This window comes from Serratia sp. 506_PEND (genome assembly GCF_001076875.1).
GTDB lineage: Bacteria > Pseudomonadota > Gammaproteobacteria > Enterobacterales > Enterobacteriaceae > Serratia > Serratia marcescens.
Window position 1 is genome coordinate 1 of record NZ_JVEL01000469.1, and the last position, 26,882, is coordinate 26,882.

Sequence of the window (26,882 nt, forward strand, 5' to 3'; positions counted from 1 at the left end):
CTGTCGCCTGACTCTGATTTATTCAACAAAGCCGAGTAATATACAAATTCGGATAATATAATGGAACGCCACTTGTTTTTTCTATTACCTGACAATATCTCTCTCCACTATTTAAAGTAAAACATTTTAAACCATATTCAACAGACATAATTCCTCCTTTATTTACAAAGTGTTGTTTTCCAACATATAATAAAACACTCAAATTATTTAATTTACAAATTTTATTGCATCTTATTAATTATATCAGGAATGACAAGCACTCAAGACCCGGAGATTTTATATTCACCTTAAGGTGAATATAAAATCCTTTCTATTTACCTAATAACAATAACTCATTGAAATGAAATAATAATTCTTGGTTTGTAAAGCAAATAGTAAACGTAATGATAATTTACTACATTTTTAATTTACACTTCCCCAAAACATTCCTTTATTATATAAACACAATAAATATTAAGAATTCAAATTTATTTTGAGTTGATGGATAATTATTACTTTTTGACTTGCGCTGAAAAATGATAAAATGCACCTATCTCTATCACTCATTCTAAATGGAATTTTTATGAAAAAAATAACCAAGACAACAAAGAATACAATATTTATTGTGGCAGCTCTTGTTGGAATCTGTTCCTACATTTTCCCCAGAAGCCCTGATACTCAAAAGACAGATGATATCGTTGGGGTGTGGACATCTGATTATTCATATGGCACACAGAGTGTTCTTGCTGGTGTGAATGTGAGAACTTCATATTTTTCTAATGGGAAATATAATGTGAATGGTCGAATGTCTTTTAAAATAGATAATGCAAATGGAAAAACAGCCGTTGTTGACTATTATGTTAGTGGTGCCGGAGAGTGGATACTTCACGATAAAGAACTGATAGCCACACTTAGCAGTCTGAAATCAATTCCAGACCGGATTGTCTCTGATGGAAAAGACTTCGATATTCAGGATCTTGAAATATTAGAAAATATCATGCGCAAAAAATTTCCAACTATCGAGGAAAGAATGGCTCCTGGAACAAGCCAGTCTTACATTATCAAAAATGACAGTCATAATCAAAAGCTACTGGAGGTCGTAAATCCGTTTGGGAACAACTTTGACATAATTATAACAAGAGAGAAATAGTGCTGGGATTGATAGTTATATATATTTTTAATAGAATACCGTAATTTACATACCAGCAATCATTTTAAGGGCTTAGTATGTTTATCTAATTCACTAAAATAACCTCATCTTATTTTAAGAGATAATAAATAAGATGAGGTTATAGATAATTATCTATGAAGCCATTCTAATAGCAACGCCTATAATTGCCATACACATGCTTGCTGCTAATAACGCAGCAATTGAATATGTATATTTACTAAATTTAGCAAACAACCAGATATATCTCATAAGTGAGATTGATGCTATTGATATAGATGAGGCAAACATTAAAAATGCATATATCCCTGAAATAAGCCAACCTGTTATTTCATAGACATCTTTTAAAGTGAATAATAAAATTGACAAATAAAAAGCAGATAATGCAAGTCCACTTAAAAAATCATATAAATCAATGTAGGTGATATTTTTATCTTTATCCGGCAAGCCAATAAAAGCTTTAAATTTTTCATTGCTAATTTTTGCTAAAAATCGTCCTATGAATGGAGAAAGGATAGCAAAAAGCATTATAAGATGTATGAATAACAACATTAATTTTATTCTGCTATCTACAGATTGATTTATCGGCCAATTAGAGAAAATTGCATAATCCATTTTCACAAGTAAGAGCAGACATAAAATTGATGGTAGATAGTCAGAAAAAAATATTGTCCGTATCCATTTTAACATTTATTGCCACCTTCCAATTTAATGTAAATACTGTCAATATGAAACGAGCGTTCCATCTCAGTCCCAAAAAAAATAACATGAATGTTAGTGAAAAAAACAAAGCTCATGTCAATCTATAAAAATTCGTACAATACCCTTATGTTGTCTAAATTTATCATTTGTCTTATGGGAAAAATATAGTTTTCCATCTTACATAAAGAAAAACTAATATTGCTGCGGCATATAGAGCAACTATTGATAAATTTGTGATACTTAAATATTTCCGCCTCATACAAATTCAATTATTTATCATCCAAAATGTCATTCAAAATATACCTTTCCTCTTCAGCATCCGATGCAAGAACAATGTTCTTTAATACTGATGTAAAAGCCTTGTGCCAGATAGCTCGTTCATCTTTATTTATCCATGCATCAAAAAGAGCTTTTTCCACAGAGATCCAGACGACTTCTGCATTAGTCTCTAACAAAAGCTGCTTAAAATCATCATCAGGAAGGGTCAATGCATGGGATATGATTTTGCTTGCAGAGCCGCTACCGTTGGTGATGCACCAAAAAGGTTGAGGTTTTGTAAGATCCGAAAGACAAGTAAAAGCTAATCCCCTGACTTGTGCTGCGTGCATTGTGCTGCTTACCCTGTGGCTATCCCGCCATGAACGGAGATCTTTCAAGAGATAATTCACCCTCTGATTCCGGGCTTTGCTGTCTTCTGATTGGTATTGAATGTAGTGTGGACCACCACCGTTTTGTCTATACCTTGCTAATGATTTAACACTGATACCGAGGTAAAGCGCCGCTAAATCGACACCTAACGTAGCGTCGTCAGGCATATCACCAAATAATTGCCATACCTCGGAGAGTTCTCGTAGTGTTTGGATAACGCTCATCCCTTACTCCTTGTTATCAGACAATGGCGGGTATTTGGAAGAAGCCAATAGCGCATTGTATAACCTAGGTGCCGTCATAAGCATGTGCAACTCAATCCGTTGCAGAGCCTCAAAAATTCGCTCATCATCGGGAACCGCATACCTTTCAGTTGGATCTGTTGTATTCCTGTGGTTAAGTAATCTTTTAACAACAGCATACGATGTTAGCTCTTCTGCGACACGCCCAAACGTTCGTCGCAAATCATGCATACCAAGCTTTGTAATGCCAGCTTCCTGACAGAGGTATTCCCTTAAGCTTTTACTATCTGAGTAATGACCAACCTTGCTTCTTGTAGAACGTGCAGGAAAAACCCACTTTTGCCTTTCTGGACGAGTTTCTGCATCAAATACAATATCGTGCCTGTCCTCAAGGATGCATTTAACAGCATCGCATATAGGCAATTCGTGATCGTTCCTGTTTTTAGTGTCATAAAAACGAATAATTCTTTTTTCAAGATCGACATAACTTGTCGTTTTGACCTCTTCTACTGAAAGATGCTCTTTCCAACATAATGAAGCTGTTTCTTCCTTACGAGCACCAAGAAGGATAGTTAGTAGAAGGTAATCACACCCAAGGCGATTGAAGCTTCTCTTGTTATGTAATGCCGTCAAGAACCGACCAAGTGTATCCTTTGGCGATAGAGGGTTTCGGATTCCTTTAGCTTTATAGCTATCCTCAAGCTCAGAACGAGTCCTGAACTTCTTCTGAACTTTCAAGATAGAGAATGGATTGTAGGACAAAGAGGGTTGTCGTTGCTGGGTCTGGGCATTGCTGGCTTCAATTTCGATTGCATGTCTGACAGCAACATTAATCCACCTAAAGGTCTGTTCCGCTGCTGTTCTGGCTCTTGAAGCAATCTCATCAAACTTCCGAAGAATTTCATTACCAGTAAGGTCTTTAACTCGCAAACCAGCCCACTCGGAAAGTCTGTTTTCTGCTTTATCCAATACAGCCAAAGTGTTGGGTTTCGCTGGTTTAGATCTACCCATCAAATGATTTCTGTATTGAGCAAAGACTTCGCTGATAGTGAGTTCAGAAGCCTCTGTTTCTCGCTTAATCCTATTGGGATTTCTTTTGGTGGCGATCATGGTCTGAACCAATTCCCTGGCGGCTTCACGAGCTTGATCGATACTCGGAAAATCAGAAACATTTCCTACTTTCACTTTTAAGACCGAACTCGGTTTCTTACCTTCTTTCACATCACGAGCACCTGAGGACACTCTTCTCTGGATTACATAGGTTTTTTTCGTCAAACTTACCTTTACCCCGAATCCCACAGGAGCGTCCCTGTGATCATCAAAGACTATGTAAGGTTTTTGGTCAGGGTTTGCTTCGAAAACAACTTTTCCAGAGCTACTGAGTTCTGGCTTAACATGGACACTTAACTTGTTGATAATAAAAGACTGAGTGAGAGTTGTTTTCAAAGTATCACCACCATTTGTAGCCCAGAGAAGAAGTAAAACCAATCTATCACGTTCTGAGCTACAAGTGAGCTACAAATTTATGGGTTTATGTGGGTTTAAAGGGGCTTTACCTGGGGCCACATGAGCACTTGAGAGACTTAAAAAACGAGTAAAATCAATATGAATGAGTCTATTAACAAGGATTTATCAGGCCATACACCAATGATGCAGCAGTACCTGCGCCTCAAGGCCCAGCATCCTGAAATCCTGCTGTTCTACCGCATGGGCGACTTCTACGAGCTATTTTACGACGACGCCAAGCGCGCTTCTCAACTGCTGGATATCTCGCTGACCAAACGCGGCGCCTCGGCGGGCGAGCCGATCCCGATGGCCGGCGTGCCGCACCACGCGGTGGAGAACTACCTGGCCAAGCTGGTGCAGCTCGGCGAATCCGTCGCCATCTGCGAGCAGATCGGCGATCCGGCCACCAGTAAAGGGCCGGTCGAGCGCAAAGTGGTGCGCATCGTCACCCCCGGCACCATCACCGACGAAGCGCTGCTGCAAGAGCGCCAGGACAACCTGCTGGCGGCGATCTGGCAGGACGCGCGCGGCTTCGGCTACGCCACGCTGGACGTCAGCTCCGGCCGCTTCCGCGTCGCCGAGCCGCAGGATCTGGAAACCATGGCCGCCGAGCTGCAGCGCACCAATCCGGCCGAGCTGCTCTATCCGGAAACCTTTGAACACATGGCGCTGATCGAACAGCGCCACGGCCTGCGCCGCCGCCCGCTGTGGGAATTCGAGCTGGAGACAGCGCGTCAGCAGCTCAACCTGCAGTTCGGCACCCGCGACTTGACCGGCTTCGGCGTCGAACAGGCGCACCAGGCGCTGCGCGCCGCCGGCTGCCTGCTGCAATACGTCAAAGATACCCAACGCACTTCGCTGCCGCACATTCGCGGCATCACCATGGAACGCCAGCAGGACGGCATCATCATGGATGCCGCCACCCGCCGCAACCTGGAGCTGACGCAGAGCCTGTCCGGCGGCAGCGACAACACGCTGGCGGCGATCCTCGATCGTACGGTCACGCCGATGGGCAGCCGCATGCTGAAACGCTGGCTGCACATGCCAACCCGCGACATCAAGGTCCTGACTGCCCGCCAGCAGGCGATCGGCGCATTGCAGGAGCTGTTCGCGGATCTGCAGCCTTCGCTGCGTCAGGTAGGCGATCAGGAACGTATTTTGGCGCGTCTGGCGCTGCGCACCGCCCGGCCGCGAGATCTGGCGCGCATGCGCCATGCTTTCCAGCAACTGCCGGACATCCGCGCGCTGCTGCAGGATGTGAAAACGCCGCACGTGCAGCAGCTGCTGTCGCAGGTAGGCCAGTTCGACGAACTGCGCGAGCTGCTGGAACGCGCGGTCATTGAATCACCGCCGGTGCTGGTGCGCGATGGCGGCGTGATTGCCCCCGGTTACAACAGCGAACTGGACGAGTGGCGGGCACTGGCCGACGGCGCCAGCGACTATCTCGATCGGCTGGAGATCCGCGAGCGTGAAAAGTTGGGGCTGGATACGCTCAAGGTCGGCTTCAACGGCGTACACGGCTATTATATTCAGGTCAGCCGCGGTCAGAGCCACCTGGTGCCGATCCACTATGTACGCCGTCAGACGCTGAAAAACGCCGAGCGCTACATCATCCCGGAACTGAAAGAGTACGAAGACAAAGTGCTCACCTCCAAGGGTAAGGCGCTGGCGATCGAGAAAAGCCTGTACGACGAGCTATTCGATCTGCTGCTGCCGCACCTGGCGGAACTGCAACAAAGCGCCGCCGCGCTGGCCGAGCTGGACGTGCTGGCCAACCTGGCCGAGCGCGCCGATACCCTGAACTACGCTTGCCCGACCATGAGCGAGCAGCCGGGGATCCGCATTACCGAAGGCCGCCATCCGGTAGTGGAGCAGGTGCTGAGCGAGCCGTTTATCTCCAACCCGCTCACCCTGTCGCCGCAGCGCCGCATGCTGATCATAACCGGTCCGAACATGGGCGGTAAAAGCACCTATATGCGGCAAACGGCGCTGATTGTGCTGATGGCGCACATCGGCAGCTACGTGCCGGCCACCAAGGCCACCATCGGCCCGGTGGATCGCATCTTCACCCGCGTCGGCGCGGCGGACGATCTGGCTTCCGGCCGCTCCACCTTCATGGTGGAGATGACCGAAACCGCCAACATTCTGCACAACGCCACCGAGCACAGCCTGGTGTTGATGGATGAAATCGGCCGCGGCACCTCCACCTACGACGGCCTGTCGCTGGCCTGGGCCTGCGCCGAGAACCTGGCCAACCGCATCAAGGCGATGACGCTGTTCGCCACCCACTACTTCGAGCTGACGACCCTGCCGGAGAAAATGGAAGGCGTGGTCAACGTGCATCTGGATGCGCTTGAACACGGCGACACCATCGCCTTCATGCACAGCGTGCAAGACGGTGCCGCCAGCAAAAGCTATGGCCTGGCGGTCGCCGCGCTGGCCGGCGTGCCGCGCGACGTCATCAAACGCGCCCGTCAGAAACTGCGCGAGCTGGAGTCTATTTCCAGCCACACCGCATCGGGCAGCGTCGACGCCACCCAGATGACGCTGCTGCAGGAAGAGACCTCGCCGGCGGTAGAAGCCCTGGAGGCGCTGGATCCGGATTCCCTGTCGCCGCGACAGGCGCTGGAATGGATCTACCGGCTGAAAAATATGGTGTAGTCAGGCGCCAAACGCGGGCATAAAAAAACGGTGAGCATCATGCTCACCGTTTTTATTTGATGCGGTTCAACAACCGGCGTTATTCGCGGAACAGCGCCTCAATGCTCAGGCCCTGCATCTGCAAAATCTCACGCAGACGGCGCAGACCTTCTACCTGAATCTGACGGACGCGCTCGCGCGTCAGGCCAATCTCCCGGCCTACGTCTTCCAGCGTCGCCGCTTCATAGCCCAACAGGCCGAAACGACGCGCCAACACTTCACGCTGTTTGGCGTTCAATTCGAACAGCCATTTGACGATGCTTTGCTTCATATCGTCATCTTGCGTGGTGTCTTCAGGCCCGTTGTCCTTCTCGTCGGCCAGAATGTCCAGCAGCGCTTTCTCCGAATCCCCGCCCAGCGGCGTATCCACCGAGGTGATGCGCTCATTCAGGCGCAGCATGCGGCTGACGTCATCCACCGGCTTGTCGAGTTGCTCGGCAATTTCTTCAGCGCTCGGTTCATGATCCAGCTTGTGAGAAAGCTCGCGCGCGGTGCGCAGATAGACATTCAGTTCTTTGACGATATGGATAGGCAAACGAATGGTACGGGTTTGGTTCATGATCGCCCGTTCAATCGTCTGACGGATCCACCAGGTTGCATAAGTGGAGAAGCGGAAACCGCGTTCCGGGTCGAATTTTTCCACTGCGCGAATCAGACCGAGGTTACCCTCTTCGATCAGATCCAGCAGCGCCAGACCGCGGTTGCTGTAGCGGCGAGCGATTTTCACCACCAGCCGCAGGTTGCTTTCAATCATGCGGCGGCGGGACGGCACGTCACCGCGCAGAGCACGCCGCGCAAAATAGACTTCTTCCTCTGCGGTCAGCAGAGGTGAATAACCGATCTCACCCAGATAGAGCTGCGTCGCATCCAATACGCGTTGCGTAACGCCTTGAGACAACAGCTCTTCTTCCGCTAAATCGTTCTCGCTGGTCTCTTCTTCTACCAGCGCTTTTTCATCAAACGACTCGGCCTCAGCTCCATTCTCGTCGAAATCCGCATCATCATGTAACTCGTTAACTTTCAGCGTATTTTGGCTCATATGCTGCTCCTACCCGTGATACCGCGAGCAGAATCTCAGCGTATTCTGCCCAATCTATCGCTGCGGAAGATAACGCAGCGGGTTTACGGATTTCCCCTTGTAACGAATTTCAAAATGCAAACGTACTGAACTGGTACCGGTGCTACCCATGGTGGCTATTTTTTGACCCGCCTTCACTTCTTGTTGTTCCCGGACCAGCATTGTGTCGTTATGAGCGTAGGCGCTCAGGTAATCATCATTATGTTTGATGATGATTAGATTACCGTAACCCCGTAAAGCGTTGCCTGCATACACTACGCGGCCATCGGCGGTAGCGAAGATAGGCTGCCCACGGGAACCGGCGATATCGACACCCTTATTCCCACCTTCTGATGAGGAAAAGTTATCAATAACCTTACCGTCAGTCGGCCATCTCCAGGTACTGACCGGAGCGCTGTTGCTGACGGTGCTGCTCACAGGTGGAGCGGCTTCCGGCGCGGTAACAGGCGCAGTCGCGGTCCCAACCGCTGCGGCACCTGCTGCAGGTAACATCTTACCTACATTCTGTTTACCCGAGTTTTCAGAATACGCGTTAGTTGATTGAGAATCAACCGTTGCCGTCTGGATCTGGGAGCTGGAAGGTGGCTTCGGAACACCGCCTTTGGTCGCGTCTGTCGTCGCCAACATGCCGCCGCCGCCGTTGGCAGAACCATTACCAAGCTGAATGGTTTGGCCAACATTCAGGCTGTATGGCTCGGGAATATTGTTGCGCTGCGCCAGGTCGCGGAAATCATTGCCGGTGATCCAGGCAATATAAAACAGCGTGTCGCCGCGCTTGACCGTATAAGTTTCGCCGCCGCTGTAGCTCCCTTTGGGGATGGCGTTATAACTGCGGTTATAGACAATGCGGCCCTCTGGGCTGGCCTGCTGCACTCCGCCATTATTATTGCCGGATGGAGCGGCACCGCCGCCCCCCACGCTGCTGATAGGAGCCGACGTCGAGGCCGTATTCGTACAACCCGCCAACCACAAACTTACCATCGTACACACCGCTACCCGGCGTAACGTAATCATTGGGCTTCCCGTGCTCATGCTTCCCCCATGACAGCAATATCAGTGATATATCCAAAATACCCTTTACATCGTAGCCGAGCTTTTGCCACTTCCCAGTTTCTGCGATGTAAAGGCGCCGCCGGCCGATCCCTGAACGCCAGGTCATCTCGCGCCGGAGCATCAAAACGCGCGCCAATGCTAACCACATTGGCGTTGCCGCACCATAAGACAACTACGTAGAAAGGCCAATTCTAGTGAAAATTAGCCTGATTGGAACGAGAAAACCTTATCCGGCCATGATGAAAGTGCAACAGATTTTGCAGACGGTCGAAAATTCAGACAATCGCTAGGCCAATTCGCCTTTCACCAACGGCACAAAGCGCACTGCCTCTACCGCATCGATAACGAAATCGTTGCCATGACGCTGAATGCGTTTGAGGGTTTGAGCCTGCTCGCCCACCGGCAACACCAAAATGCCGCCATCGTCCAGCTGCTCCACCAGCGCCTGCGGGATCTCCGGCGGCGCGGCAGTGACGATGATCGCATCGAACGGGCCGCGCGAGGCCCAACCCTGCCAGCCGTCGCCGTGGCGGGTGGAAACATTGTGAAGATCGAGCTGTTTCAGGCGGCGCTTGGCCTGCCACTGCAGCCCCTTGATGCGTTCGACGGAACAAACGTGTTGCACCAGATGTGCCAGGATAGCGGTTTGATAACCGGAACCGGTGCCGATCTCCAACACCCTTGAGGTGGGCTTCAGATTCAGCAGCTCGGTCATCCGCGCCACCATATAAGGCTGGGAAATGGTCTGACCGGAACCGATCGGCAATGCGGTGTTTTCGTAGGCTTTGTGATCCAGCGCTTCATCGACAAAACGCTCGCGCGGCACCGCTTCGATCGCCCGCAGCAGCTTTTCGTCCCGGATCCCCTGCTGCCGCAGCTGCGTCAGCAATGTTTGCATGCGCTTATTCACCATTCCCCGCTAACCTCTGCCTTGGTTAACCATGTTTTCACGACTTCTTGCGCCGCGTAGGCGGTTAAATCCACCTGTAGCGGCGTTATCGCCACATAGCCTTGTTCCACCGCCGCAAAGTCGGTATCCGGCCCGGCATCAAATTTATCACCAGGCGGCCCGATCCAGTAGATATTTTGTCCGCGCGGATCCTGCTGGCAGAAGACCTTGTCGGCAGGATGGCGGCTGCCGCAGCGAGTAACGCGCAGGCCTTTGATCTCAGCCAGCGGCAGATCCGGTACGTTAATATTCAGGATTTTTCCGGTACGTAACGGTTCACGCTGCAGCGCGCGCAGGATGCGGCAGGTAATGGCCGCTGCGGTCGCGTAGTGTTGGTGACCGTTCAGAGACACCGCCAGCGCGGGCAGCCCCAGGTGCCGGCCCTCCATCGCCGCCGCGACGGTGCCGGAATAGATAACGTCGTCACCCAAATTCGGCCCGGCATTAATGCCGGAGACCACGATATCGGGCGCCGGGCGCATCAATGCGTTGACGCCAAGGTAAACGCAGTCGGTCGGCGTCCCTTGCAACACCGCAATATCCCCGTTGGCCAGCGTCTGCGTGCGCAACGGCGACTCCAGCGTTAAGGCGTTGGAAGAGCCGCTGCGGTTACGATCCGGCGCCACGACCTGCACTTCGGCGAATTCCCGCAGCGCCGCCGCCAGCACCTGAATGCCCGGGGCGCTGACGCCGTCATCGTTACTCAGCAATATCCGCATCACTGTCATCCTGCTGCATAATTTCACGCACCACGCTGGTCGCGAAGCTGCCTGCCGGCAGCCAGAAGCGCAATTCTACGGTAACGTCATCCCACCAGTTCCACTGCAAATTTTGCGGCTGCAACAGCAGGGCCCGGCGAGCGGGGTCGACACGCTCGCGCTTTAAAAGCGTAAGCAATTCCGGCTGTTCCGCCAAGCATTGTTGTTCAAAAGCCAAGGCTTTGCCGGCGGTGCCTGGCTCACCGTCGCCCGGTAAGGGAGCCGTAACCACCAGCTCACCGGCATCCAGCCGCTGCTGCAATGCCTCCAGCTCATCGGCTTTGGCGACGAACCAGCTACCGCGGCCGCTCAGCTGCAGGGCGTCCCCCTCCAGCGCGGTGCGCTGCAGGCCGTCGGCCAGGCGTTGGCTCGCGATCAGATTGAACAGCGCGCTGCGGCTGGCGGACAGATAGAAACTGCGCTTGCTGCGCTCTTTGACACGAATTTCATCATTCGCCCAGCGGCGCGCCATCGCCAGATTGTTGCCGCCGCGGCCGAAACGCTGGCTGCCGAAGTAGTTCGGCACGCCCTGCGCAGCGATGGCCTGCAGGCGACGTTCCACGTCCTGCCGATCGGAAATCTGGCGCAGCACCAACGTAAAGTGGTTGCCCTTCAGGTTGCCGATGCGCATTTTACGCAGGTGGCGGGCAGACGAGAGCACCTCGCAGCCTTCCAGCGTAAACCGGGAGAAATCCGGCGTGTCCTTACCCGGCATATGCAGGCAGAACCACTGCTCGGTCACCGCGTGGCGATCCTTCAAACCGGCATAGCTGACAGAACGGGCGTGAATGCCGGCGAAGCGCGCCAGGTAATCGGCCACAAACTGGGTATTGCAGCCGTTTTTACGGATATTCACCAGCACGTGCTCGCCTTCGCCGTCCGGCGCAAAGCCCAGATCTTCGACCACCACGAAATCTTCCGGATTGGCTTTCAACACCCCGGTGCTCTGCGGCCGGCCATGCAGCCAGGTCAGATTCGCCATATCCATGCGGTTATTCCTTGATCAGCAAGGCGACCGCTTCGCACGCGATGCCCTCGCCGCGCCCGGTGAAACCGAGCTGCTCGGTGGTCGTGGCCTTCACGTTGACGTCATCCATATGGCACTGCAAATCTTCCGCCAGGAAGACGCGCATCTGCGGGATGTGCGGCGCCATTTTCGGCGCCTGGGCAATAATCGTGATGTCGAGATTGCCGAGGCGGTACCCTTTGGCGCGGATGCGTTTCCAGGCTTCGCGCAGCAGCTCGCGGCTGTCCGCGCCCTTGAAGGCCGGATCGGTATCGGGGAACAGCTTGCCGATATCGCCCAGCGCCGCCGCCCCCAACAGGGCGTCGGTGGCGGCATGCAGCGCGACGTCACCGTCGGAGTGGGCCAGCAAGCCTTTGTCGTAAGGGATGCGAACACCACCGATCACCAACGGGCCTTCGCCGCCGAATTTATGTACATCAAAACCGTGACCGATACGCATGATGCGCTCCTTAATTGTCTAACTGGGTCAAATAGAACGCCGCCAGCGCCAAATCCTCCGGCCGCGTTACTTTAATGTTGTCCGCCCGGCCGGCGATCAGCAGCGGATGATAGCCGCAATGTTCCAGCGCCGAGGCTTCGTCGGTGACGTTCGCGCCTTCATCCAGCGCGCGCTGCAGGCACTGCTTGAGCAGCGGCAGCGGAAACAGCTGCGGCGTCAGCGCATGCCACAGATCCTGCCGTTCGACGGTGTGGGCGATGGTTTCGCGGCCGGGTTCGGCGCGTTTCATGGTGTCGCGCACCGGCGCGGCGAGAATGCCGCCGACCTTGCTATGTGCGGTGATCGCCAGCAGGCGCTCGAGATCGTCGGCGTGCAGGCAGGGGCGCGCGGCGTCGTGCACCAGCACCCAGTCCGCATCACCCGCCAGTTTCAGCCCGGCCATCACCGAATCGGCGCGCTGCTTGCCGCCTTCGGTGACGATCACCCGCGGATCCTGGGCGATCGGCAACTGTTCGAACTGGCGATCTTCGGGGCCGATCGCCACGATCACCCGTTCAATGCGCGGGTGGCGCAACAGGGCGTGGATGGCGTGTTCGACGATGCTGTGCCGGCCGATGGTTAAATATTGCTTCGGGCATTCCGCCTGCATGCGGCTGCCGATACCGGCAGCGGGCAGGACGGCAATCACCGAGGGAAAGGTACCTGCGGAGTGATTCATGCGTTATTTTTGTGCGTTGTTTTGCGAAGAAGACGCCGCGTTGCGTCTGGATTGGTCAGGAACCAGACGATAGAAAGTCTCACCGGGCTTGATCATGCCCAGCTCATTACGCGCACGCTCTTCGATCGCTTCCTGTCCGCCGTTCAAATCATCGATTTCGGCAAACAGCTGATCGTTACGCGCTTTCAACTTGGCGTTGTTGCCCTGCTGGACCGCAACGTCTTCATTGACCCGCACGTAATCGTGAATACCATTTTTGCCCAGCCACAGTGAATACTGTAACCAACCGAGCAATGCCAGCAATAGCAGCGTAAGTTTTCCCATCTCCGCCCCCTGAAAAACCGACCAATCATCCCACAACTTCTCGTTGGACTCCACACTGAGAGCGGCATTTCAGCGCCAAATTCAGAATACGGATGAAGGGTTCCCGTGTTTATCGCCTAATTCCGCTGCGAAAGCGGCAAAAAACGCCCCTTTGGCTCGGCGCGCGCGCCGCGTTTTCCAATGAGACACACGCTGCCCCACCTCCATTATGCAGCAAGAATCACTGCATCACCGCTTCCTGACCCATCGCTTACACCACAGCAAAGCAAAAAGTGAATATTTAACACCATAGAGAGAATAATCCTCATGCAGCGGTTGCACTTTCATTCATTGAAGCTTATTTTTATGCACTCATAGTGCATAAATAATTCCAATATATAACCATTCATTATCGGGGATCGCGATGTTAAAACGTTTAGTTCTGATCGGCGCCTGCCTGGCCGCCACCTTCTCTATCGCCGCGTTGGCGGCTGAACCAACCTACGTCGTCGGCTCCGGCGGCACCTATCGGCCGTTCGAATTTGAAAACAGCCAAAAGCAGCTGGAAGGTTTCGATATCGACATCATCAAGGCGGTGGCCAAGGCTGAAGGCTTCCAAATCAAACTGATCAATACGCCGTGGGAAGGGATCTTCGCCACGCTGAACTCCGGCGATCGCGACATCATCATTTCCGGCATCACCATCACCGACAAGCGCAAGCAAATGGTTGATTTCTCAGCGCCTTACTTCCCGGCGGAGCAGGCTATCGTGGTGCCGCAAGACTCGACGGTGGACTCCATCGCCGCGCTGAAAGCGCTGAAGGTCGGCGTGGTAAACTCCAGCACCGGCGACATCGTGGTGTCCGACGTGCTGGGTAAAAACAGCACCGCCATCAAGCGCTTTGACAACACCCCGCTGATGCTGCAGGAGCTGTATGAAGACGGCATCGGCGCGGCGGTCGGCGACGTCGGCGTGGCCAAGTTCTATATCAAAACCCACCCTGAGAAAGCCTTCAAGCTGGTGCCCGACGCCAAGTTCGAGCGCCAGTATTTCGGCATCGCCGTCGCCAAAGGCAACGATGAACTGCGCAACAAGATCAACGCCGGCCTGAAGAAAATCGTCGCCGACGGCACCTACGCCAAGATCTACCAAACCTGGTTCGACAGTAACGTACCGACGCTGCCGGCGGAATAATCCCCAGTCGCCGGCGCCCGCAAGAGCGTCGGCGCGCCACCGTTTCAGCCTACCAAGAAGGAATACCCCTTGAACTTCCGCTGGGAGATCATCCAGGAATACGCGCCGCTGTTTATGGAAGGCGCCTGGATGACCATCAAATGCACTATTATCTGCGTGCTGCTGGGCACCACCTGGGGCTTGATCCTCGGGCTGGGCCGCTTGGCGCAGGCGCCGCACGGCATCTGGAAACCCATCCTGCATTACGGCGTTCAGTGGCCGGTGCGCATCTACATCAGCGCCTTTCGCGGCACGCCGCTGTTCGTGCAGATCATGGTGGTGCACTTCGCGCTGGTGCCGCTGTTCATCAACCCGCGTGACGGTCTGCTGGTCACCAGCGGCCTGATGAGCGTCGATTTCGCTCGCGCGCTGCGCGCCGACTACGGCGCCTTTCTCTCCTGCGTGGTGGCGATCACGCTCAACGCCGGCGCCTATGTGTCGGAAATCTTCCGCGCCGGGATCCAGTCGATCGATCGCGGCCAGATGGAGGCATCGCGCTCGCTGGGCATGAGCTATGGCAAGACCATGCGTCAGGTGATCCTGCCGCAGGCTTTCCGCCGCATGCTGCCGCCGCTGGGCAACAACGCCATCGCCATCGTCAAGGATTCGTCGCTGGCCTCCGCCATCGGCCTGGCGGATCTGGCCTATGCCGCCCGTACCGTCTCCGGCGCCTACGCCACCTACTGGGAGCCCTATCTGACCATTTCGCTGGTCTATTGGGTCATCACCTTCCTGCTCTCGCTGCTGGTGCAGCACATGGAAAAGAGGTTCGGTAAAAGTGATTCGCGTACATAACCTGCAAAAACAGTTCGGCGAAAGCCACGTGCTGCGCGGCATTTCTTGCCAGATCGCCGCCAACGAAGTGGTGTGCGTCATCGGCCCTTCCGGCTCGGGAAAAAGCACCTTCCTGCGCTGCATCAATGCGCTGGAAACGCTCTCCGGCGGCGAGATCGAGGTGAACGGCTTCGCCGTCCACGATCAGAAAACCGACCTGAACAAAATGCGTGAAAGCGTGGGCATGGTATTTCAGCGCTTCAACCTGTTCCCGCACATGACAGTGTTGGAAAATATCATCATGGCGCCGGTGAGCGTGAAGAAACAGCCGCGCGCTGAAGCCATCGCACAAGCCGAGCAGCTGCTACTCAAGGTTGGCCTGCTCGACAAGATCGACGCCTATCCCAACAGTCTGTCCGGCGGCCAGCAGCAGCGGGTGGCCATCGCCCGCGCGCTGGCGATGGAGCCGAAGATCATGTTGTTCGACGAACCGACCTCCGCGCTCGATCCTGAGCAGGTGGGCGAAGTGCTGGCGGTGATGAAATCACTGGCCCTCGAGGGCATGACCATGGTGGTGGTGACGCATGAGATGGGCTTTGCCCGCGAGGTGGCCGACCGGGTACTGTTTATCGATCAGGGGATCATTCAGGAAGAGGGGCAGCCGCAGCAGATCTTCAGTCACCCGTCCAATCCGCGCACTCAGGCGTTTCTAAGCAAAGTTTTGTAACCTTCGGCACGGCTTTGCAATCCTGCGGGCGCCGGCATCGGCGCCCACTCTCTCACCACCCGGTCAGGAAGCTGAACACCAGCCAGAACAGGCACAGCACAACGGCGCCGGTCAGCAGCAGCGTCAAGATCAGACGGCCGCGCAGCAGCATGCTGAGAGTGATGCCGATCAGCACCGACAGCGGCATCAGCGCCAGGAAAAACGGCCAGGTATAGAGCAGGAAAAACAGCGTGTTGGAACCGTAAACCAGAAACGGCAACGCGAACGCCAGCCAGTAGAAAACAAAGCCGCTGACGCCGCCCAGGAAAGAATAAGAAGGCTCCTCTCTCTCCTGTTTTGACTGCTTGGAGTCGATCAAGATAGGCGTGACATTTTGCATAGTGATCCCTGGTTATTCGGCTCGCTCTGCGGCGGCTTAGAGTAAAAAGCGCATGGCGAAAAACGCCACACGCTTTTTTTGAATTCAGGGTTTGATAATAGCCTGACCACGCAACACGTCTAACAATTGCGCAATCAAATTTGTTACCAATTGTTGGCCGTCGAGGTGGATTTCCGGCTGCTGCGGCGCCTCATAAACCGCGTCGATACCGGTGAAATTGCGCAGCTCGCCGGCGCGCGCTTTCTTATACAATCCCTTCGGATCGCGCGCCTCACAGATCGCCAACGGCGTGTCGACGAACACCTCGATAAAGCGATCGTCGCCGAGCATCTCGCGCACCAGTTGCCGCTCGGCGCGGTGCGGCGAAATGAACGCGGTCAGCACCACCAGCCCGGCATCCACCATCAGTTTGGCCACTTCTCCCACCCGGCGGATGTTCTCGCGCCGATCCTCGTCGGAAAAACCGAGATCGCGGCACAAACCGTGGCGCACGTTATCGCCGTCCAGCAGATAGGTGCTGACGCCAAGCCCATGCAGCGCTTGCTCCAGCGCGCCGGCGACGGTGGATTTGCCCGAGCCGGACAGCCCGGTAAACCACAGCACCGCGCCGCGGTGGCCGTTGCGCGCTTCGCGATCCGCGCGCGTGACCGCGTGCGGATGCCAAACCACGTTCTCATCGTCCGGCCCGGTCGCCCTCAGTTCAGCGGCCACCTTATCGGCCACCGAGCAGATCGCGGGCGCCCCAGTGCGGGAAGTGCTTGCGCACCAGCGCATTCAGCTCCAGCTCGAAGGCGCTGAATTCTCCGCGCGCCGCCGATGCGGCCTGCAGCGTTTCACGCACCAGACCGGCGCCAACCGTCACGTTGCTCATGCGATCGATGAAGATCAGCCCGCCGGTGTCGTGATTGCTCTGATAGCTGTCCAGCACCAGAGGTTCGTCGAAGGTCAGCTCCACCAACCCGATGCCGTTGAGCGGCAATGTGTCGGCCGGGTGTTGCGCCAGCGTGTTGATCTCCACCTGATGGTGGATGCTCTCCACGCGGGCGCGGGTCTTTTTGCCGGCGATCTTGATGTCGTAGCTCTGGCCCGGCACCAGCGACTGCTCGGCCATCCATACCACGTCCACCCGCGCGCTCTGCGCCGCCTGCAGGTTTTCGCCGGCGTCGACCAGCAAATCGCCGCGGCTGATGTCCACTTCATCTTTCAGCACCAGCGTAATCGCCTCGCCCGGCACCGCTTCTTGCAGATCGCCGTCAAAAGTCACGATGCGCGCCACGCTGGACTCCACGCCGGAAGGCAGCACTTTGATGCGTTGCCCCACCCGCACCACGCCGGCGGACAGCGTGCCGGCATAACCGCGAAAATCGAGGTTCGGGCGGTTGACGTACTGTACCGGGAAACGCAGCGGCTGGTTTTCTCGCTCGCTGATCACATCAACGCTCTCCAGCACTTCCAGCAGCGTCGGGCCGCTGTACCACGGCATATGGGCGCTTTCGCTCGCCACGTTGTCGCCGTCCAGCGCCGACAACGGCACGAACTTGATGTCCAGATCGCCGGGCAACTGCTGGGCGAAGGTCAGGTAATCCTGTTTGAACTGCTCGAACACCGCTTCCTGATAGTCCACCAGATCCATTTTGTTTACCGCGACCACCAGATGGCGAATGCCCAGCAGGGTCGCGATAAAGCTGTGGCGGCGAGTCTGATCCAGCACCCCTTTGCGCGCGTCGATCAACAGGATCGCCAGATCGCAGGTCGAGGCGCCGGTGGCCATGTTGCGGGTGTACTGCTCATGCCCCGGGGTATCGGCGATGATAAATTTACGTTTTTCGGTCGAGAAATAGCGATAGGCCACGTCGATGGTGATGCCCTGCTCGCGCTCGGCCTGCAGGCCGTCCACCAGCAGCGCCAGGTCGAGCTTTTCGCCCTGAGTACCGATGCGTTTGCTGTCGCTGTGCAGCGTCGACAGCTGATCCTCGTAGATCTGGCGGGTATCGTGCAGCAGGCGGCCAATCAAAGTGCTTTTGCCGTCATCGACGCTGCCGCAGGTCAGAAAGCGCAGCAGGCTCTTGTGCTGCTGCGCGTGCAGATAGGACTCGACGCCGCCCTGGTCAGCGATTTGTTGTGCAATTGCGTTGTTCATCCGGCGGCTCCTTAGAAATACCCTTGACGCTTTTTCAGCTCCATCGAGCCGGACTGATCGCGATCGATCATCCGCCCCTGGCGTTCGCTGGTGGTGGAGACCAGCATCTCTTCGATGATCTCCGGCAGGGTTTGCGCCTGCGAATCCACCGCGCCGGTCAGCGGCCAGCACCCCAGGGTGCGGAAACGCACCATGCGCTGGCTGATCACTTCACCCGGCTGCAGATCGATGCGATCGTCGTCCACCATCATCAGCATGCCGTCGCGCTCCACCACCGGGCGAGGTTTCGCCAGGTACAGCGGCACGATGTCGATCTTTTCCAGGAAGATGTACTGCCAGATATCCAGCTCGGTCCAGTTCGACAGCGGGAACACGCGGATGCTCTCCCCTTTGTTGATCTGGCCGTTGTAGTTGTGCCACAGCTCCGGCCGCTGGTTTTTCGGATCCCAGCGGTGGAAGCGATCGCGGAACGAATAGATGCGCTCTTTGGCGCGCGATTTCTCCTCGTCGCGCCGCGCACCGCCGAAGGCAGCGTCGAAACCGTACTTGTTCAACGCCTGCTTCAGGCCCTCGGTTTTCATGATGTCGGTATGCTTGGCGCTGCCGTGCACGAACGGGTTGATGCCCATCGCCACCCCTTCCGGGTTTTTATGCACCAGCAGCTCGAAGCCGTACTCCTTCGCGGTGCGATCGCGGAATTCGTACATTTCGCGGAACTTCCAGCCGGTATCGACATGCAGCAGCGGGAACGGCAGCGTGCCGGGGAAGAACGCCTTGCGCGCCAAATGCAGCATCACGGAAGAGTCTTTGCCGATGGAATACAGCATCACCGGGTTGGCGAATTCAGCGGCGACTTCACGGATGATATGGATACTCTCCGCCTCCAATTGCCGCAAATGAGTGAGTCGTTTTTCGTCCATAACAGATCCTTAAAAGCCTTGCCTATGCCAAATTCACGACGGCCGGGCGCGCGGCCCCTTCCGTCTGCGATTGATGCCCGAACCAGGCGATTTGACGGTGCAGTTCCACCACTTCGCCAATCACCAGCAGCGCCGGCAGCGGCGCCCGTTGGGCCAGGTATTCCAGGTGTTCCAGCGTGCCGATCTGCACCTGCTGATCGGCGCGCGTGCCGCGGCTGATCACCGCTACCGGCGTCGCGGCGTCGCGACCGTGGGCGATCAGACGTTGGCTGATGTCCGCCGCCTTCATGGTGCCCATGTAGATAGCCAGCGTCTGCCGCGCCCGGGCCAGATCGGCCCAGTCCAGACCATCGCCGTCCGGGCGGCAGTGGCCGGTGATAAAGGTCACGCTCTGCGCGTGATCGCGATGCGTCAGCGGAATGCCTGCGTAGGCGGTCGCCCCCGCGGCGGCCGTGACGCCCGGCACCACCTGGAACGGAATGCCGGCGACGGCGGCCACCTGCAGCTCTTCGCCGCCGCGGCCAAAGATGAACGGATCGCCGCCCTTGAGGCGCACCACGCGTTTGCCCTGCTGCGCCAGCTCCACCAGCAGCCGGTTGGTCTCTTCCTGGATCACCGAGTGCGCGCCGGCGCGCTTGCCCACGCAGATGCGTTCGGCGTCGCGGCGCACCAGATCGAGGATCTCGCCGCTGACCAGATGGTCATACAGCACCACGTCCGCCTGCTGCATCACCTGCAGCCCGCGCAGGGTCAACAGCCCCACGTCGCCCGGCCCGGCACCCACCAGGGCGATCTCGCCCTGTGCGCCTTCATCGCCTGCGGCGAAGCGGTGTAAATCCTGCTCCAGCTGCCGTTCCGCCTGCGCCGTCTGGCCGTTGGCCACCAGCGTGGCGAAACGGCCGCCGAAGGTTTTCTCCCAGAAACGGCGACGTTCGCCGATCGAAGCCAACCGCCGTTTGACCTGGCCGCGCCAACGGCCCGCCACCTGCGCCATCTGCCCCAAACTAGCGGGCAGCAACGCCTCCAGCTTTTCGCGCAGCAGTCGCGCCAGCACCGGCGCCTGGCCGCTGGACGACACCGCCACCACCAGCGGCGAGCGATCGATGATCGACGGGAAAATGAATGAGCAGCGCGGCTGATCGTCCACCACGTTGGCCAACACCCGGCGTTTATCCGCCTCGGCGAACACCGCGGCGTTCAGCGCGTTGTCGTCCGTGGCGGCGATCGCCATAAACACGTCGTCCAACTGCTGCGGATCAAAGCTTTTCCCCAGCCAGAGCACCTGCCCTTGCTGACGTTGTTGTTCCAGTTCCGGTGAGAGCGACTGCGCAACTATCCGTATTTCAGCCCCGGCGCGCTGAAGCAGATCGACTTTGCGCGCAGCCACGTCACCACCGCCAACGACCAGTACCGGGCGTTGTTTCAGGTCGGCGAATATTGGTAGATAGTCCACAACAGCCTTTTCATATAACAGAAAGATAGTGTGACTATACGGGCTGAGATTTAGCCTCTGAAATGACGAAAAGGAATGATTAGTTCCTTTATGGAATATAGGCCGCAACGCAGGAGGCAAACGGTAATACTCACGGCGGCGGTTTGCGCGTTCGTACGAAATTAAGAGACAGGGAAATTGTGTAATGCCGCCCGGCGTCTCATACTGGGTGCCGAAGAAAAATGATCGGCAGCGCCGATAGCAAAGAAGGATTTTTCGGTATGTTTTCCCGTTTTTACCTGAAGACCAGCCTGCTGGCCCTCGCACTCGGCGGCGTCTTCAGCGTTTGTGCCGCACAGCCCGTAAAAGACGCGCCAATGGGCCGTTTCGCCGCCGAACAGACCCGCCACATCGCCACTTACTTCCCCGGCCGCATGGCGGGCAGCCCGGCAGAATTGCTCACCGCCGACTATCTGAAGCAGCAATTCAGCAAGATGGGTTACCAAAGCGACATTCGCAGCGTCAATACGCGCTATCTCTACACCAGCAAAGACGGCAAGAAGAACTGGAACAACGTCACCGCCAGCTCGGTGATCGCCGCCCGCAACGGCGACAGCCCAAAACAGATCGTGGTCATCGCCCACTTCGACACCTATACGCCGCAGAGCGATGAGGATCTGGATAACAACCTCGGCGGCCTGACGCTGCAGGGCGTCGACGACAACGCCTCCGGCATCGGCGTGATGCTGGAACTGGCGGAACGCTTGAAGAACATTCCCACCGCCTACGGCCTGCGCTTCGTCGCCACCAGCGCCGAAGAGATCGGTTCACTGGGGGCGCAGAACTACCTGCAACGCATGAGCGCGGAAGAGAAAAGCAACACCGTGCTGGTGATCAACCTCGACAGCCTGATCACCGGCGATCGTCTGTATTTCAACGCCGGTCGCAACACGCCGCCGCAAATGGCGAAGCGTTCCCGCGATCGCGCGCTGGATATCGCCCATCGCTACGGCATCGCCGCCGCCACCAATCCGGGCAGCGCACAGCATCCGAAAGGCACCGGCTGCTGCTCCGATCAAGAGGTGTTCGACGCCGCTGGCATCCCGGTGCTGTCGGTGGAGGCCACCAACTGGTCGCTGGGCGACAAAGATGGCTACCAACAGCGCGCCGTCAGCCCGCACTTCCCGCAGGGCATCACCTGGCACCGTCCGCAGTATGACAATCTGCAGTATCTGGATCGCTACCTGCCGGGGCGGATCGACAAACGCAGCCGCGACAGCGTGCAAATCCTGCTGCCGCTGATCAAAGAGCTGGCGCAGGCGCACCCGCCGAAAGCGCAGAAGAAAAAGTAGCCCGCAAAAAAACAGGGCCCAGCATTGCTGAGCCCTGTCATGTTGATCGCGCCGTTTAGCCTTCGTGCAGGCCGCACTCGCGCTTCAGGCCGAAGAAACGCGTCTCTTCCTCGCTCATGCCCGGCTCCCACTTCTGGGTGGTGTGGGTATCGCCGACCGACAGGTAACCCTGCTCCCACAGCGGGTGATAACTCAGCCCGTGTTCGGTCAGATACTGGTAAATCTTGCGGTTGTCCCAGTCGATGATCGGCAGGATCTTGAACACCCCACGCTGCACCGCCAGTACCGGCAGATTGGCGCGGCTGCCGGACTGCTCGCGCCGCAGGCCGGCGAACCAGCTCTGCGCGCCCAGCGTTTCCAGCGCGCGGTTCATCGGCTCGACCTTGTTGATCTGGTTGTATTTTTCAATCCCTTCCACGCCCTGCTCCCACAGCTTGCCATAGCGCGCCTCTTGCCAGGCGGGAGACTGCTCCGCGCGGAACACCTGCAGATTCAGCTTCAGTTGGTCGGTCAGTTGATCGATAAAGCGATAGGTTTCCGGGAACAGATAACCGGTGTCGGTCAGGATCACCGGGATATCCGGCCGGATACGCGTCACCAGGTGCAGGCATACCGCCGCCTGAATGCCGAAACTGGACGAGAGTACGAATTCGCCGGGCAGATGCTCCAGCGCCCATGCAACGCGCTGTTCGGCGCTGAGGGTCTCCAGTTGGCCATTGACCACCGCTAATGCCAGCGCCTGCCCGGATTTGGGCAACGCGTTCAGCGCCGCCAGATCGAATTCAGCCATGTTGTCTCTCCTGATACTTGAAATGACCTGTGCGGCCCCTCTGCCCAGGGGCCGCCGGCCTCACTCCCAAAAATCTCGCGCCGGATCCAGCACCGGTTTGACGATGCCCGCGCGAACGGTGAAGTCGCCGAAACCTTCGCCGGCGTTGCGCTCCTTCGCCCAGCGCCCCACCAGCAGATCGATCTCGCTCAGGATCTCATCTTCGTTGATGTTCTCGCGGTACATGCGCGGAATGCGCGTGCCTTCGCGGTTGCCGCCCAAATGCAGGTTATAGCGGCCGACCGCCTTGCCCACTAGCCCCAGCTCCGCCAGTAGCGCGCGGCCACAGCCGTTCGGGCAGCCGGTGATGCGCAGCACGATATGCTCGTCACCCACCCCGTGCCGATGCATGATCCCTTCCACCTTGGTGACAAACTGCGGCAGGAAACGCTCGGCCTCCGCCATCGCCAGCGGGCAGGTCGGGAACGACACGCAGGCCATCGAGTTTTTGCGTTGCTCGCTGATCTCATCGTCGATCAGGCCATGATCGCGCGCCAAGGCTTCAATCTTCGCCTTTTCGCTTTCCGGCACGCCGGCGATGATCACGTTTTGGTTCGCCGTCAGGCGGAAGTCGCCTTTATGGATCTTGGCGATCTCCGCCATACCGGTCTTCAGCGGGCGCCCCGGATAGTCCAGCAGGCGGCCGTTCTCGATAAACAGCGTCAGGTGCCACTGATCGTCGATGCCCTTCACCCAACCGATGCGATCGCCGCGGCCGGTGAATTCATACGGCCGAATCGGCGCAAAAGTGATGCCGGCGCGCTTTTCCACTTCGGCGCGGAAAACGTCCACCCCGACGCGCTCCAGCGTGTATTTGGTTTTGGCGTTCTTGCGATCGGTGCGGTTGCCCCAGTCGCGCTGCGTGGTCACCACCGCTTCCGCCACCGCCAGCGTATGCTCGAGCGGAATGTAGCCGAACTCGCTGGCCTGACGCGCGTAGGTTTTCTTGTTGCCGTGCTCAATGGACAGCCCGCCGCCCACCAGCAGGTTGAAGCCCACCAGCTTGCCGTTTTCGGCGATCGCCACGAAGTTCATGTCGTTGGCGTGCAGATCGACGTCGTTCTGCGGCGGGATCACCACCGTGGTTTTGAATTTGCGCGGCAGGTAGGTCGGCCCCAGAATCGGCTCTTCGTCGGTAGTGGCCACCTTCTCCTGATCCAGCCACACCTCTGCGTAGGCGCGGGTGCGCGGCAGCAGGTGTTCGGAGATCTTCTTCGCCCACTCGTAGGCTTCCTGATGCAGCTCGGACTCCACCGGGTTGGAGGTGCACAGCACGTTGCGGTTCACGTCGTTGGCGGTCGCCAGCGCGTCCAGCCCCAAGCGGTTCAGCAGCTGGTGCACCGGTTTGACGTTGCCTTTCAGAATGCCGTGAAACTGGAACGTTTGGCGGTTGGTGATGCGAATGCTGCCGTACAGCGTGCTCTCCTGCGCGAACTTGTCGATGCCCAGCCACTGCTGCGGGCTGATGATGCCGCCCGGCAGGCGACAGCGCAGCATCATGGCGTGGCGCGGCTCCAGCTTCTGCTCGGCGCGTTCGGCGCGAATGTCGCGGTCATCTTGCTGGTACATGCCGTGAAAACGGATCAGCAGGAAGTTGTCGCCGTTGAAGCCGCCGGTCAGGCCGTCGTTCAAATCTTCGGCGATGGTGCCGCGCAGGAAGTTGCTTTCCTTCTTCATGCGCTCCGCATCGGCCAGTTTGCCTTCGACTACCAAAGGCCCGGGGTGTTTATCACTCATCAGTAAACATCTCGCTGATAACGGCGCTCAAGGCGCAGCTCACTTAAAAATTCATCCGCCTGCTCGGTATCCATGCCACCGTGCTCGGCCACCAGTTCCAGTAATGTGTTTTCCACGTCTTTCGCCATGCGATTGGCATCGCCGCAGACGTAAATGTGCGCGCCTTCCTGAATCCAGCGCCACACTTCCGCGCCCTGTTCGCGCAGTTTGTCTTGTACGTATATTTTATGTTGCTGGTCGCGGGACCAAGCCAGATCGATGCGGGTCAGCAGGCCGTCTTTCACGTAGCGCTGCCATTCGACCTGATACAGGAAATCTTCGGTAAAGTGCGGGTTGCCGAAGAACAGCCAGTTTTTGCCGCCGGCGCCGTCCGCGTCGCGCTGCTGCATAAAGGCGCGGAACGGCGCGATGCCGGTGCCCGGGCCGATCATGATCACCGGCGTTTCCGGGTTGGCCGGCAGACGGAAGTTGTCGTTGTGCTCGATAAACACCCGCACGTCGCCGTCCTCCTCCAGGCGATCCGCCAGGAAGCCGGAGGCGCCGCCGCTGCGGGCGCGCCCGTCGATGTCGTAACGCACCACGCCCACGGTGATGTGCACTTCGCTTTCGTTCTCCGCCTGCGAAGAGGCGATGGAGTACAGGCGCGGCGTCAGCGGACGCAGCAGGCCGATCAGCTGTTCGGCGCTCAGATCCGCCGGCGCCTGGCGCACCATGTCGACGATCGGCGTGTTGTGCGCGTAATGCTGCAGCGCGGCTTTATCCGCCAGCAGGCCGATCAGCGTTTCGTCGCGCGACAGCGCGGCGTATTTATCGACGATCGGCGTGGTGTTCTGCGTCAGCTCGAAATGGCTGCGCAGCGCCTGCGCCAGCGGCAGGGTCTGCCCTTCCACCTCAACCGGCTCGTCGCCTTTCAGCCACAACAGCTGCACCAGTTCGTCCACCAGCGCCGGATCGTTGTCGAACCATACGCCGAGCGCATCGCCCGGCTGATAGCGCAGGCCGGAGTCGCCCAGATCGATCTCGATATGGCGCACGTCTTTATCCGACGCGCGGCCGGTAATTTTCTGCTTGACCGCCAGTTGGGCGGTGAGCGGTTGTTCCTTGCTGTACGGACTGCTGTCGATCAGGTCAACCGCGCCGCTGGCCAACACGCCCGGCGCGGCGCTTTCCGCCGGCGCGCGCGCCTTCAGCACCGACACCACCTGTTTGCGCCAGGCGGCGGCCAGCTCTTGGTACTCCACGTCGGCATCCACGCGCTCCACCAGGCGCTCGGCACCCAGCTCGGCCAGCTTGCCGTCGAAATCTTTACCTGACTGGCAGAAATTCTCATAAGAGGTGTCGCCCAGCCCGAACACCGCAAACGCGGTGTCATTGAGCTTCGGCGCCTTCTTCGAAAACAGGAATTTATGCAGCGCCACCGCTTCTTCCGCCGGCTCGCCTTCCCCTTGCGTGGAAGCGACGATCACCAGCAGGCGCTCTTGAGCTATCTGCTTGAACTTGTAGTCGCCGGCGTTGATCAGCGTGGCGCTCAGATTGGCGGCCAGCAGATCGTCGCGCAGCTGCTCCGCCAGGCGGCGCGCATTGCCGGTCTGCGAAGCGGAAATGATGGTGATGCCGGCGGCAGCCGCAGGGGCGACAGGCGCAATGGCCACGGCTCCGGGCTGTTGATTGACCATGCCCCAAAAATAACCGGACAGCCACGCCAGCTGCGTCGGCGAATAGTCGCCGATCGTCGCCTGCAGGCGCGCCAGCTGTTCGGGCGTCAGCGGGAGCAAAGATGTTGGAGGAGCCTGAGTCGTCATTGCTGTACTTATTTCCTATACTTAGCGCCTTTCCTGCCAGGCGCGCGCCAGTGCCAGTCGCTGTCTCTTCGCTGCGTCGGGTGTGCGGAAAAGATCAGGAGAGTTTGTAAGGTTACCGAGCAGAATAGCAACGATTAAATAAGGGATAGCAATAAATCATAACCAAAATGACTAAGCTGTTTTTCTGGTAAGGGATAACGCTTAAACCGTTAAACAAAGTTTTTTATCCAGATGAAATTAAAGCGCTTTTTTTCATCATTTTTTCACCGTTCAACATTTCGACTCA

At 56.7% G+C, this 26,882-nt stretch carries 25 protein-coding genes; 6 read left to right on the forward strand and 19 right to left on the reverse strand.

The genetic code is table 11. The features are described from left to right. The first annotated feature begins 562 nt into the window (after positions 1-562). On the forward strand, positions 563-1,129 hold the full coding sequence (locus tag ADK28_RS33060; protein ID WP_075202108.1) for a hypothetical protein: 567 nt from the start codon (positions 563-565) through the stop codon (positions 1,127-1,129). Between the two features lie 153 nt (positions 1,130-1,282). Here the strand turns inward: ADK28_RS33060 and ADK28_RS30355 are convergent, their stop codons facing one another. The 3 genes from ADK28_RS30355 to ADK28_RS30360 all read right to left on the reverse strand — a co-directional run bounded on the left by ADK28_RS30355 (position 1,283) and on the right by ADK28_RS30360 (position 4,185). After that, entirely contained in the window at positions 1,283-1,837 is a 555-nt protein-coding gene (locus ADK28_RS30355) for a hypothetical protein (protein WP_075202109.1), read from the reverse strand. Positions 1,838-2,118: 281 nt separating this feature from the next. Beyond that, positions 2,119-2,721, reverse strand: a complete 603-nt coding sequence (locus tag ADK28_RS19095; RefSeq protein WP_048796394.1) for a hypothetical protein — start codon at positions 2,719-2,721, stop codon at positions 2,119-2,121. Positions 2,722-2,724: 3 nt separating this feature from the next. Further along, positions 2,725-4,185, reverse strand: a complete 1,461-nt coding sequence (locus ADK28_RS30360; protein ID WP_075202110.1) for a tyrosine-type recombinase/integrase — start codon at positions 4,183-4,185, stop codon at positions 2,725-2,727. Positions 4,186-4,344: 159 nt separating this feature from the next. Here ADK28_RS30360 and mutS point away from each other — a divergent pair, with 159 nt between their 5' ends. Next, positions 4,345-6,906, forward strand: a complete 2,562-nt coding sequence (gene mutS / locus ADK28_RS19105; protein WP_048796396.1) for a DNA mismatch repair protein MutS — start codon at positions 4,345-4,347, stop codon at positions 6,904-6,906. A 79-nt stretch (positions 6,907-6,985) separates the two neighbouring features. On the opposite strand, the gene rpoS is transcribed toward mutS, so the two are convergent. The 8 genes from rpoS to ftsB all read right to left on the reverse strand — a co-directional run bounded on the left by rpoS (position 6,986) and on the right by ftsB (position 13,291). Then, entirely contained in the window at positions 6,986-7,984 is a 999-nt protein-coding gene (gene rpoS / locus ADK28_RS19110) for an RNA polymerase sigma factor RpoS (protein WP_004932578.1), read from the reverse strand. Between the two features lie 54 nt (positions 7,985-8,038). Next, positions 8,039-9,037: a murein hydrolase activator NlpD gene (nlpD, locus tag ADK28_RS19115; protein ID WP_015376692.1), complete on the reverse strand. Its 999-nt coding sequence runs from the start codon at positions 9,035-9,037 to the stop codon at positions 8,039-8,041. A 325-nt stretch (positions 9,038-9,362) separates the two neighbouring features. Beyond that, positions 9,363-9,989 carry a protein-L-isoaspartate(D-aspartate) O-methyltransferase gene (locus ADK28_RS19120; RefSeq protein WP_033641281.1) on the reverse strand — a complete coding sequence of 209 codons (627 nt, stop codon included), beginning with the start codon at positions 9,987-9,989 and terminating at the stop codon, positions 9,363-9,365. Continuing rightward, positions 9,983-10,744: a 5'/3'-nucleotidase SurE gene (gene surE / locus ADK28_RS19125; RefSeq protein WP_015376691.1), complete on the reverse strand. Its 762-nt coding sequence runs from the start codon at positions 10,742-10,744 to the stop codon at positions 9,983-9,985. The genes ADK28_RS19120 and surE overlap by 7 nt, the downstream gene beginning before the upstream one ends. Continuing rightward, positions 10,725-11,771: a tRNA pseudouridine(13) synthase TruD gene (gene truD, locus ADK28_RS19130; RefSeq protein WP_033641280.1), complete on the reverse strand. Its 1,047-nt coding sequence runs from the start codon at positions 11,769-11,771 to the stop codon at positions 10,725-10,727. The genes surE and truD overlap by 20 nt, the downstream gene beginning before the upstream one ends. 4 nt (positions 11,772-11,775) lie before the next feature. Then, a complete protein-coding gene (gene ispF, locus ADK28_RS19135; protein WP_004932594.1) occupies positions 11,776-12,249 on the reverse strand; it encodes a 2-C-methyl-D-erythritol 2,4-cyclodiphosphate synthase in 474 nt (157 codons plus the stop codon). A gap of 10 nt (positions 12,250-12,259) precedes the next feature. Then, positions 12,260-12,967, reverse strand: coding sequence for a 2-C-methyl-D-erythritol 4-phosphate cytidylyltransferase (gene ispD, locus ADK28_RS19140; protein ID WP_028127843.1), 708 nt, complete (start codon positions 12,965-12,967; stop codon positions 12,260-12,262). A 3-nt stretch (positions 12,968-12,970) separates the two neighbouring features. Continuing rightward, positions 12,971-13,291, reverse strand: coding sequence for a cell division protein FtsB (ftsB, locus tag ADK28_RS19145; RefSeq protein ID WP_016929043.1), 321 nt, complete (start codon positions 13,289-13,291; stop codon positions 12,971-12,973). A 403-nt stretch (positions 13,292-13,694) separates the two neighbouring features. Here ftsB and ADK28_RS19150 point away from each other — a divergent pair, with 403 nt between their 5' ends. The 3 genes from ADK28_RS19150 (at position 13,695) to ADK28_RS19160 (ending at position 16,005) form a co-directional block, all read left to right on the forward strand. Then, positions 13,695-14,465, forward strand: a complete 771-nt coding sequence (locus ADK28_RS19150) for a basic amino acid ABC transporter substrate-binding protein (RefSeq protein ID WP_016929044.1) — start codon at positions 13,695-13,697, stop codon at positions 14,463-14,465. A gap of 114 nt (positions 14,466-14,579) precedes the next feature. Next, positions 14,580-15,299, forward strand: coding sequence for an amino acid ABC transporter permease (locus tag ADK28_RS19155; RefSeq protein ID WP_042706788.1), 720 nt, complete (start codon positions 14,580-14,582; stop codon positions 15,297-15,299). After that, positions 15,283-16,005 (forward strand): amino acid ABC transporter ATP-binding protein, encoded by a 723-nt coding sequence (locus ADK28_RS19160; RefSeq protein ID WP_048796397.1) that lies wholly within the window; start codon positions 15,283-15,285, stop codon positions 16,003-16,005. The genes ADK28_RS19155 and ADK28_RS19160 overlap by 17 nt, the downstream gene beginning before the upstream one ends. A 52-nt stretch (positions 16,006-16,057) precedes the next feature. On the opposite strand, the gene ADK28_RS19165 is transcribed toward ADK28_RS19160, so the two are convergent. From ADK28_RS19165 to cysG, 5 genes are all read right to left on the reverse strand, one after another. Further along, positions 16,058-16,384, reverse strand: coding sequence for a DUF3561 family protein (locus ADK28_RS19165; protein ID WP_016929047.1), 327 nt, complete (start codon positions 16,382-16,384; stop codon positions 16,058-16,060). Between the two features lie 84 nt (positions 16,385-16,468). Next, the gene (gene cysC / locus ADK28_RS19170) at positions 16,469-17,158 is read right to left on the reverse strand and encodes an adenylyl-sulfate kinase (protein WP_079450100.1); all 690 of its coding nucleotides are present in this window, start codon (positions 17,156-17,158) and stop codon (positions 16,469-16,471) included. Continuing rightward, on the reverse strand, positions 17,097-18,524 hold the full coding sequence (gene cysN, locus ADK28_RS19175) for a sulfate adenylyltransferase subunit CysN (RefSeq protein ID WP_048796398.1): 1,428 nt from the start codon (positions 18,522-18,524) through the stop codon (positions 17,097-17,099). The genes cysC and cysN overlap by 62 nt, the downstream gene beginning before the upstream one ends. An 11-nt stretch (positions 18,525-18,535) precedes the next feature. After that, positions 18,536-19,444 (reverse strand): sulfate adenylyltransferase subunit CysD, encoded by a 909-nt coding sequence (gene cysD / locus ADK28_RS19180; RefSeq protein ID WP_004932620.1) that lies wholly within the window; start codon positions 19,442-19,444, stop codon positions 18,536-18,538. Between the two features lie 22 nt (positions 19,445-19,466). Then, positions 19,467-20,897, reverse strand: a complete 1,431-nt coding sequence (gene cysG / locus ADK28_RS19185; protein WP_048796399.1) for a siroheme synthase CysG — start codon at positions 20,895-20,897, stop codon at positions 19,467-19,469. Positions 20,898-21,157: 260 nt separating this feature from the next. Here cysG and ADK28_RS19190 point away from each other — a divergent pair, with 260 nt between their 5' ends. Further along, positions 21,158-22,228 (forward strand): aminopeptidase, encoded by a 1,071-nt coding sequence (locus tag ADK28_RS19190; RefSeq protein ID WP_048796404.1) that lies wholly within the window; start codon positions 21,158-21,160, stop codon positions 22,226-22,228. A gap of 55 nt (positions 22,229-22,283) precedes the next feature. Here the strand turns inward: ADK28_RS19190 and ADK28_RS19195 are convergent, their stop codons facing one another. The 3 genes from ADK28_RS19195 to cysJ are packed head-to-tail and all read right to left on the reverse strand — an operon-like array spanning position 22,284 to position 26,596. Further along, complete coding sequence (locus tag ADK28_RS19195; protein ID WP_016929052.1) at positions 22,284-23,018, reverse strand: phosphoadenylyl-sulfate reductase; 735 nt, start codon at positions 23,016-23,018, stop codon at positions 22,284-22,286. Between the two features lie 60 nt (positions 23,019-23,078). Beyond that, positions 23,079-24,794 carry an assimilatory sulfite reductase (NADPH) hemoprotein subunit gene (gene cysI, locus ADK28_RS19200; protein ID WP_016929053.1) on the reverse strand — a complete coding sequence of 572 codons (1,716 nt, stop codon included), beginning with the start codon at positions 24,792-24,794 and terminating at the stop codon, positions 23,079-23,081. After that, positions 24,794-26,596 (reverse strand): NADPH-dependent assimilatory sulfite reductase flavoprotein subunit, encoded by a 1,803-nt coding sequence (gene cysJ, locus ADK28_RS19205; protein WP_033641277.1) that lies wholly within the window; start codon positions 26,594-26,596, stop codon positions 24,794-24,796. Before cysJ ends, cysI begins: the two co-directional genes overlap by 1 nt. Positions 26,597-26,882 lie beyond the last annotated feature (286 nt).